At 56.5% G+C, this 7,113-nt stretch carries 7 protein-coding genes; 5 read left to right on the forward strand and 2 right to left on the reverse strand.

The genetic code is table 11. The features are described 5' to 3' along the window. Nucleotides 1–222 precede the first annotated feature (222 nt). Both AC0L2U_RS33230 and AC0L2U_RS33235 read left to right on the forward strand, forming a co-directional pair. A complete protein-coding gene (locus AC0L2U_RS33230; protein WP_473603502.1) occupies nucleotides 223–1,701 on the forward strand; it encodes an amidase in 1,479 nt (492 codons plus the stop codon). 110 nt (nucleotides 1,702–1,811) lie between these two features. Continuing rightward, the gene (locus AC0L2U_RS33235) at nucleotides 1,812–2,519 is read left to right on the forward strand and encodes an aspartate/glutamate racemase family protein (RefSeq protein WP_292386938.1); all 708 of its coding nucleotides are present in this window, start codon (nucleotides 1,812–1,814) and stop codon (nucleotides 2,517–2,519) included. 509 nt (nucleotides 2,520–3,028) lie between these two features. On the opposite strand, the gene AC0L2U_RS33240 is transcribed toward AC0L2U_RS33235, so the two are convergent. Further along, nucleotides 3,029–3,517, reverse strand: a complete 489-nt coding sequence (locus tag AC0L2U_RS33240) for a transposase (RefSeq protein ID WP_473603503.1) — start codon at nucleotides 3,515–3,517, stop codon at nucleotides 3,029–3,031. 2 nt (nucleotides 3,518–3,519) lie between these two features. Then, on the reverse strand, nucleotides 3,520–3,969 hold the full coding sequence (locus AC0L2U_RS33245; RefSeq protein WP_473603504.1) for a transposase: 450 nt from the start codon (nucleotides 3,967–3,969) through the stop codon (nucleotides 3,520–3,522). 219 nt (nucleotides 3,970–4,188) lie between these two features. Here AC0L2U_RS33245 and AC0L2U_RS33250 point away from each other — a divergent pair, with 219 nt between their 5' ends. The 3 genes from AC0L2U_RS33250 to AC0L2U_RS33260 all read left to right on the forward strand — a co-directional run. Beyond that, entirely contained in the window at nucleotides 4,189–5,415 is a 1,227-nt protein-coding gene (locus AC0L2U_RS33250; protein WP_473603505.1) for an ATP-grasp domain-containing protein, read from the forward strand. 250 nt (nucleotides 5,416–5,665) lie between these two features. Further along, on the forward strand, nucleotides 5,666–6,211 hold the full coding sequence (locus tag AC0L2U_RS33255; protein WP_473603506.1) for a GNAT family N-acetyltransferase: 546 nt from the start codon (nucleotides 5,666–5,668) through the stop codon (nucleotides 6,209–6,211). Between the two features lie 540 nt (nucleotides 6,212–6,751). Then, nucleotides 6,752–7,113: RidA family protein (locus tag AC0L2U_RS33260; RefSeq protein ID WP_473603507.1), on the forward strand; the 362-nt coding region annotated here is incomplete at its 3' end.

Consider the following 7,113-nt stretch of genomic DNA (forward strand, 5'->3'; position numbering starts at 1 on the left):
ACGTGAAAAACAAGAGCAAGGTTTCCTGCGACAGTCCACGAACAACTTAGTTTGTGCATTGACTTCCTCCCAGACAACAGCGTGCAACCGCTCAGCAATCCATGCCCGGGATTGCCAGCGAGGAGTTTCGGGATGCGCCTTCCTGGACTGGCAGATCGTCGGTCTGCCAGCTCCCAAGCCTTGACTTTGCCCGATACGCCGTTCTAGGTGATACACTATTCCATGGAGCAGGTGACGTGCAATATGCGCGTTGAAGAATATGTGAGCTACGACGCGACCGGTCTTGCAGCGCTTGTGAACGCTGGAAAGGTTAGGCCGCATGAGCTAGCTCAACTGGCGCGCGAGGCCTGCAACCGGATCAATGGGCAGATCAATGCCGTCATCGAGGTTTATGATGACGCAGAAACGGTTTCCGGGGCCGATGAGGGTGTGTTTCACGGAGTACCCTTTGTCCGCAAAGATCTCGGAGCAAGTGAGCGTGGAAGGCTCCAAGAGCGCGGCAGCCGTTTGTACAAGGGTTATCGCTCGGAGACGGACAGCTACTTTTTCCAACGAGCGCAGGCAGCAGGCCTCCGCACATTAGGTAGGACGACCACCCCTGAATTCGGGCTCGCAGGCGTCACCGAATCGCTCCTGAACGGCATCACGCGCAACCCCTGGAACCTCGATGTATCAGCCGGCGGCTCTTCGGGAGGCGCCGCAGCTGCGGTTGCGGCGGGAATTGTGCCTATCGCGCATGCTTCAGATGGCGGAGGCTCGATCCGAATTCCGGCTACATTCACCAATCTCGTGGGCTTCAACCCCTCTAGAGGCCGGATTTCAGGAGGGCCGGATCGCCAGGACTCTGGTGGCGGCATGAGTCGCACGTTTGTCCTTTGCCGATCCGTACGAGACATGGCGGCAGCCCTCGATGTGTTCTCTGGCACATTTCCCGGGGACCCCTTTGTCATCCAACAGCCCGAGGGGCCGTATTTGGAAGAGCTGAACCTTTCGACGCAGAAACTGAGGATCGGCGTCGCGCTTTCCAAATGGGGGGAGCAGGACTTGGAGCCTGAAATAGTTAGTGCCGTCTCGCGATCAGCAAAATTGTTAGAAGAGATGGGGCACGATGTCGAGGAGATAGCGCCCCCATTCTCGCACGCCGACTATTTTGAGACTTACCTGGGCCTGGAGCTTTTGGGAATGTCTAGGCTTGCAGCCGTTGCCGCCTCGCTGGAACGCGAAATCGGCCCAGCCACGCTGGAGCCGGTGTCTCTAGAAATCTACCGAGCGAGCCAACTAAGGCCATTGTGCGACGCAGCGATGACATTCGACTTAATCAGGAAGCTACGCATGGACGTCGCTGAGGCTACAAGCCGATACGATCTCCTCCTGACGCCGGTAACGCCGAGGGTCTCAATGGAACATGAACTCCACTCTCTGACGAATTCAAGTTATTCTCTGAACTCTTGGGTGGAGATTGGCGTGGCGGGCTCTATGTACACGTTCATCTTTAACATTACCGGCCAGCCCTCAGTCTCCTTGCCGCTATTTCAGAGCGACAATGGTATGCCCATAGGGGTGCAGGTAGTCGGAAGGTTTGGTGACGAGGCGACGCTCGTGCGCCTTTCCCGCGACCTGGAGGAGGCGCTTCCCTGGGGATCGCGGCGGCCACCAATCTTTGCGGGAACCCCCAGTAGGATCGCTCGGCACGAAGGCTGACTCTGCCGTGACAAGAGTTAGGGCATGCCGTCGATTGCGGGATCGATCAGCAGAGCGGCTAGTCCCGCATCTTGAGGATTGTTTGAAAGTAGTTCGAAGGAGCTTAGTGCATGGAATCGCAAACCCTACGCTCTCTTGGATTTCTATCCCTTGATCAGGGGTTCCCGTCTGGAGTCATCTCGCCCACGACGGAACCCGGCTGTTTCCTGAATCCTGCAAGCTACGATTTCCCGTTCATCATCGAAACTGTAGAGGGCGCGTGTGCGGATATCGTTATCCGGGGCGATCCAGCCCTTGAGCCGGCCTGCATAGCAGCTGCTAAACGGTTAGTTGAGCGAGGCGCAGTAGTAATAAGCGCAGACTGCGGCTTCTATATCCGGCATCAGGCGGCGGTGGCCGCAGCGATGAACGTCCCCGTGGCACTGTCGAGCCTACTCCTTGTGCCGACGCTGCTCCGGCAGCTGCCTAGCGCCGCCAAGCTCGCCGTTGTGACCGCCGACTCGACTAACTGCAGCGAAGATCTACTCGGCATCGACGATCCTAACAATCGGGCGCGAGTGGTTATCGGCGGCGTCGAAGGCGGACAGATGCTGCGAGACTGTTTGATGCGGCCGCCATTTCCGACCGATATCGCAGATATCGAGAAAGAGGTCGGTGAATGCATCACTCGACTCCGGGCCGTGAACCCTGAAATTGCTGCGATCCTGTTCGAATGCACAGCGTTCCCGGTGGTGACTTCGAGGATTCGCCGCAGCACGGGGCTTCCAGCCTACGACATCACTGATCTATGTCGATTGACGTTCGCCTCCGTCTCTTGAGGCGTTAATCGCCCGGCTTCCTACTACTAAGTGAAGGTTCGCAGTTCAGACCTGGTTGCCAACGAGAACTGCATCTCTCGGGCTTGCCGAAATGCCGGAGGCTTGACGCCCCCGGGTTTGCGCGACGGGAGGACGGCACGTTCGACGCCTTCGAACGGTCGACCGCCTTTCTGGTTGCCACCGGCACGCTCCACGGCTCTGGCGTCACTTTCTCTGCGGCCATACGAAGACCGGCGACATCATCGCCGCCCTGGTTCGGGACACAACGGATGCGGATTCCCTGCTAGACGACGAAGGCGTCGCTGCCTCGCCAAGGCCGTCCCTTGCCATCGATCGTACTCCATGCCGAAGCACTAAATATTAGGGAGACCTGTGCGCGGGAAGCATTTTGCGTTGATTTTGTTTGATCTTTTCCGCTTCCGGGGTAAAGGGTTCAAAGATATCAGCGCCGACGTCGTCGGCTGTGTCTTCTGACGCTCTCGTGTGAGCGTCAGTGGTGTTTTTGCCCGCTATCCAGCCATAGCGATGACCTTCAAACTCCGTTTCATATTGTAGGCGATGGCAGTGAGGCGAAATTGAACGCCTGCCTTTGCAACCCCTCGCCATCGCATCCGGCGAAGGCCGTAGCTTCGTTTCCACGTGCCAAAGATCTTCTCCATCCGGCCACGAATGCGATGGATCGGTTGGTTCCAGGCCTCAAGGCGTGCCAGTGTTTCGGCTTCGTCCCGTCCCCACATGCCGGTAGCGACGATGCGTGGTGTTCCACCCTTGGCACGCACCGCGTCGCCGAAATGATTGCCGCGATAGGCGCTATCGGCAAACACCTGGCCGGGATTGTCAGGCAGAGCATCGGGACCGGCCGTGCCGTCGTTGATGTTGGCGGGTGTGACGGCGGTCTCCTCGACCAGAGCTGTATCGGCGTCGGCACCGACATGGGCCTTGAAGCCATGAACCGCTGGTCGGCCCTTATGCTTGACCCAAATGGCCCTCTTCGTCATCCTCACTGGCCGAGGCGATGATCGTCGCATCGACAAGCGTACCGGTCTTCACCCGAATCGCTTTGGCCTTGAGCTGGCCGGTTCTCGTCGAACAGCGTCTTGTCCAGACCATGGGCCACAAGGGCCTTTCGAAAACGCACGAAAGCCGTTCGCTCAGGTGTCGGCTCTTGAGCCGAAAACCCGCAGAACCGTCGGAACGATCCTCTGTCGTCCAACGCCTCGGCAAGCTTGACGTCGGACAAGTCGTACCAGATCGACAGCAGCATCGCCTTGAACAAGGCCTCTGGCGGCCAGGCAGGCTCGCCCTTCGAAGAGCAGGAAATCACACAAAGGGCCTGATCGATCGGCACCCAGTCAATCAGTCTGGCAAGCGCATCCGAAGACGAATGCTGGCCGCGATCAACGGCAAAACCAAAACTTTTCCTGACCAATGCGCCGACGTGACAACGCATCCCTCAATCCATTGTACTGATTGAGAGAATCACAGATCAAAACGACAGTCCAGACACCCGCGCGCAGGTCTCATTAGGAGGTCGTGCAACAAAATGGTAAAACAAATCTAAAGAATATTTTACAACAGAAGGTCGACGGAAATGATAAGGTACTTCAGGTCCGATCAAGTCACGGCAAACAGACGTGGACGCTAAGTAACGCATCGTAGGTGTCGAAATATGTTAAAGCGTGCAATAATATTTCTTGAAGGCGCAAGTAATAGCCTTTTATACAACAAAGCCGCTAGGAGCCTTGATATCCATCCCATTACCATGTCTGCCGACCCAGAGTTATTTGATTACCTCGCGCCATTAGGAATTGAGGCGGTCCATGTCGATAATAACGACTTCGATTCGCTGATCCGAGAATGTATCCGGCTACGCTCGACCTATGAAATAGCTGGTATTACCAGCGCCCAGGAGTCGGCCTATGCGATGGTTGGCCAGCTCTGCCGGTACTTCGATCTGCCGGGACCGAACGCCATGGCGGTTGAACGGTGTTGCGACAAATTCGTTCAACGTCAGCTGCTCGCTGAGGCTGGCCTTCGAGTACCTGCATATCGTGTGGCAGTGAATGCGACGGAGGTTGAACGCTCTGCCACCGAAATCGGCCTACCGGTAATTCTTAAGCCAGCCATCGGCATCGGCAGCAGTGGTGTCCGATTGTGCCGCACTCTCGATGAGATAGCCGAACATACGATCTATCTGTTGAGCGGGAAGCACAAATGGCGGTCCTCACCAAGGATACTTGTCGAAGAGTTCGCACAAGGCCCCCAGTATAACCTAGAAACAATGGGAGATCAGGTTATAGCCATTGGCGCTGCGAACTACGGTCCACCTAATTTCTTCTGTCGTGGGCACATCTATCCGGCCCCGCTGTCTGACGAAGAGTGCAAACGTATCGCAGATCTTTCGCTGAGTTGTTTGCGAGCTCTCGGGCTCGGTTGGGGGCCGACGAACATTGAACTTAGGTGGACGAACCACGGTCCAACCGTCATTGAAGTCAATCCGCGTCTTGCGGGTTCGCCCGTTCCTGACATGGTCCAACTGGCTTACGGTGTCGATCTCATCACCAACCACATCAGGCTCGTTGTTGGTGAGGAATTGGATTTGCGCGAAAGGCAGTCACACGCTGCGGCCTCGCGGTACCTACTTCCCGAGTGCGATGGCACTCTCGATTGGATCGATGGCGGGAGACGGGCGGCTGCCCTATCGGGTGTTGCCGAGGTGAAATTTTACGTTGAACCCAAGGCGCCGATAATCATGAACGGCGATTCCGGAGACCGCATCGCACATGTCGTCGCTACTTCGCCCAGCCGTGCTCGGACAGAGGCGATACTGCAGGATGCCGTCGACTTAATCGATTGGTCGATAACGCCATTTCCGACCCTATCTGGAGCGGATTAAGCTTGAACCATTCGGGCTGTGCAGTTGTAGGCCGAGATGAAGCGCCGACGATCCGCCGAGACACGCTGGCGAAGTCCTCCGCCTGCAACAAAATCCGAATCGCGACGCAGCACTGGCGCAGCTCTTGCAGGCAACTGATGGAGTTCGATCCACATTGCTCTCTTGGCCGTTTCGAAAGTCCATGGTCACCGTTGATGCGGGGTAGGCGCTTGCCTCTGACATCACAATAGCGTTCAGATTGGAAATACTTATGATCACGTATCAGACCGAACGTTTAATTCTCACCTCCATGCGACCCGAACACACGGCGGAATTGTTCCAGTTGCATGCCGATCCCGTGGTTCAGAAGATAATCTATGATAATACTCCGCAAACGATCGAGGATGTGCGCAAGTGGGTCGAAAGGTCTTTGGCCCAGTGGCGCAAGAACGGCTTCGGCACCTGGCTCTTATACGAGAAATGCAGGGACAGTGCGGTTTTCATCGGTCGTTGTGGCCTGCGCGACCACGCTGACACGAATAATGTCGAACTCTCTACTTCATTACTCCAACGCGGAGTTGGACGAGGTTTGGGGCTGGAGGCCGCACGATTCGCCATCACGCACGCTTTGCGAAGTTCAACCAAGGGAAAGGTAGTCGGCCTCATTAGGCATTGTAATTTGCGGTCGCAGCGAGCAGCCACAAAGCTTGGGCTGCGGTATATTGACGACCGCTGGCATGACGGCAGATTCTACCAATATTACGAAATGACCCGCGAGGAGTATTTTTCCCAGCCGCGGCACGGGGTCCCACGGTAAGTGGATACACTGAGGGGTAACGTGTGCTGCGATTTGGCATGTGATTGAAGGACATCGGTTCCGGAGAGGGGCGTCAATCGGGAACCGAGTCAAACAGCTTTGCTGTTCTTTCGCGGTTGATATTGCCGCTGCATCATGGAGCGTCGGGGCTGGGGGGCAAACATTGGGATCAGATCAAACCGGCAGAATCCTGTCTGCTCTGATGACCATTCTTGCGTCCGGCGATAGAGTTCCCCGGCCTTCTCACGATTGCGGGCTGGCTGCGCCACTGGAGCAATGAGATCGGCACCTTATGCCGGATCGCACAGACCTCGTTGTAGCATCTGCGCCAATCCTCCAACTTTTCATAGGCATTGTTAATAGGGCGGCTCGCAGTTGATCAGCTGCCATGCTCCTTGTCGCGACACGTTGCAGGGGGGAACTCTGCCCCAAGGAGAGCATTTCAGGCATAACCTTGACGTATTTTGATACACCGTTCTAGGACGCCATTCCGAGTTTGGGATGCGCAGCCGCGGAAATGCGAACTCAGGAGAGCATAATGTGGACGGTCATCATTTGTCCGCCAGCGCAGGCGCGTTGAGCTTCGTCGGCGGCGCTGGCGACTTTGACACAACGGGAAGGATTCGCCATCTGGGCGACCTTGACAGGCAGATTGATGGCGCGATGACGAATGTAGCGGACGCGCTCGCCACCGAATCCTGCACCTTGGATGATGTGCTGCGTCTCAAGGCGCATTACACCGCCGAACGCGACGACTGGGAGGTGATCGCGGCCTTGGCCCGTTTCTTCAAGGTGGACTATAGCGCGACAATCTGGAAGAGAGGTCGTATTGCCTCGCCCAAGAGTGTTCCCAAAGAACAATGCCGTTGCCTCACTCGGATGTTCTCGATTGCCTCACACTG

The sequence above is a fragment of the Mesorhizobium sp. WSM4808 genome (assembly GCF_055811675.1).